Origin of the sequence: Sphingobacterium prati (assembly GCF_013167215.1) — a bacterium.
Taxonomy (GTDB): domain Bacteria; phylum Bacteroidota; class Bacteroidia; order Sphingobacteriales; family Sphingobacteriaceae; genus Sphingobacterium; species Sphingobacterium prati.
The window spans coordinates 1-2,173 of sequence record NZ_JABJWY010000004.1; the positions used below are offsets into that span (position 1 = coordinate 1).

Here is a 2,173-nt window from a genome sequence, read left to right on the forward strand (position 1 = left end):
CGTACGGTTACCAAGCGTACTGAGCTTACCTTTGAAAGCCTCCGTTACCTTTTTGGAGGCGACCACCCCAGTCAAACTACCCACCAAACAATGTCCTCGGAAATTCCGAGTTAGAAACCGGATACAGAAAGGGCGGTATTTCAAGGTTGATTCCATGACTCCTGGCGAAGCCACTTCAACATCTCCCGCCTATCCTACACATCCTGTACCCAATCTCAATGTTAAGCTATAGTGAAGGTGCATGGGGTCTTTCCGTCCCGTTGCGGGTAATCGGCGTCTTCACCGATACCACAATTTCACCGAGCTCATGGCTGAGACAGCGCCCAGATCGTTACACCATTCGTGCAGGTCGGAACTTACCCGACAAGGAATTTCGCTACCTTAGGACCGTTATAGTTACGGCCGCCGTTTACTGGGGCTTCGATTCAATGCTTCTCTTGCGATGACATCCCCTCTTAACCTTCCAGCACCGGGCAGGTGTCAGGCCTTATACCTCATCTTGCGATTTTGCAAAGCCATATGTTTTTGTTAAACAGTCGCCTGGGCCTTTTCACTGCGGCTGCTCATCGCTGAGACAGCGCCCCTTCTCCCGAAGTTACAGGGCCATTTTGCCGAGTTCCTTAGCCATGACTCACTCGAGCACCTTAGGATTCTCTCCTCGACCACCTGTGTCGGTTTGCGGTACGGGTCTTCATAACCTGAAGCTTAGCGGGTTTTCTTGGAAGTCTGTTTACCTGCTCTATCAGCGCCACCGGAGCTTTGCTGTACTATTGGGGTTCAGCTAGAGTTGCGGATTTGCCTACAACTCCAATACCTACGCCTTTCAACGAACTATTCCGTCAGTTCGCGGCAGTGTCACTACTCCGTCACCACATCGCAGTTATGAAGAGTACTGGAATATTAACCAGTTGTCCATCGGCTTGCCCCCTTCGGGTGCGCCTTAGGTCCCGACTGACCCTGATCCGATTAACGTTGATCAGGAAACCTTGGTCTTTCGGTGGGCGGGTTTCCCACCCGCCTTATCGTTACTTATGCCTACATTTGCTTTTCCATACGGTCCAACACCCATTACCAGATATCTTCACCCCATATGGAATGCTCCCCTACCAGATGCATATCTTTCAATGCAAATCCATAGCTTCGGTACCGTTCTTGATGCCCGTTTATTATCCACGCCCGGCCGCTCGACTAGTGAGCTGTTACGCACTCTTTAAATGAATGGCTGCTTCCAAGCCAACATCCTAGCTGTCTGGGCAACCGGACCTCGTTAGTTCAACTTAGAACGAATTTGGGGACCTTAGCTGATGGTCTGGGTTCTTTCCCTCTCGGCCTTGGACCTTAGCACCCAAAGCCTCACTGCCGGCTATATTTGATAGCATTCGGAGTTCGTCTGGATTTGGTAGGATTTGACTCCCCCGCACCCAATCGGTAGCTCTACCTCTATCAAACTCTACGCCGACGCTGTTCCTAAAAACATTTCGGGGAGTACGAGCTATTTCCCAGTTTGATTGGCCTTTCACCCCTACCCTCAGGTCATCCGGAAACTTTTCAACGTTTATCGGTTCGGTCCTCCATTACATGTTACTGCAACTTCAACCTGCCCAAGGGTAGATCACAAGGTTTCGCGTCTACCTCATCTGACTATGCGCCCTATTAAGACTCGCTTTCGCTTCGGCTGCGTCCCTGAAGGACTTAACCTTGCCAGACAAGAGTAACTCGTAGGCTCATTATGCAAAAGGCACGCTGTCACAGAACTCGTCTGCTCCAACCGCTTGTAAGCACACGGTTTCAGGTTCTTTTCACTCCCCTGTTCGGGGTTCTTTTCACCTTTCCCTCACGGTACTGGTTCACTATCGGTCTCTCAGGAGTATTTAGCCTTACCAGATGGTGCTGGTGGATTCCCACAGGATTTCTCCGGTCCCGCGGTACTCAGGATACCACTATGTCAATATTCTTTACCTGTACGGGGCTCTCACCCTTGTCGCGCAGTTTCCCACCTGCTTCCAGTTCATAGCATTGTACAATATCGTGGTCCTACAACCCCGTCTATGCCGTAACATAAACGGTTTGGGCTCTTTCCCGTTCGCTCGCCACTACTTGGGAAATCATTGTTATTTTCTTCTCCTACGCCTACTTAGATGTTTCAGTTCAGCGCGTTCGCGTTTTATACGAC

Annotated in this window: 1 rRNA gene; it reads right to left on the reverse strand. The window is 50.4% G+C overall.

What is annotated here, in order from left to right:
* Positions 1–2,173, reverse strand: a 23S ribosomal RNA gene (locus HPC41_RS00020); the annotation flags it as partial.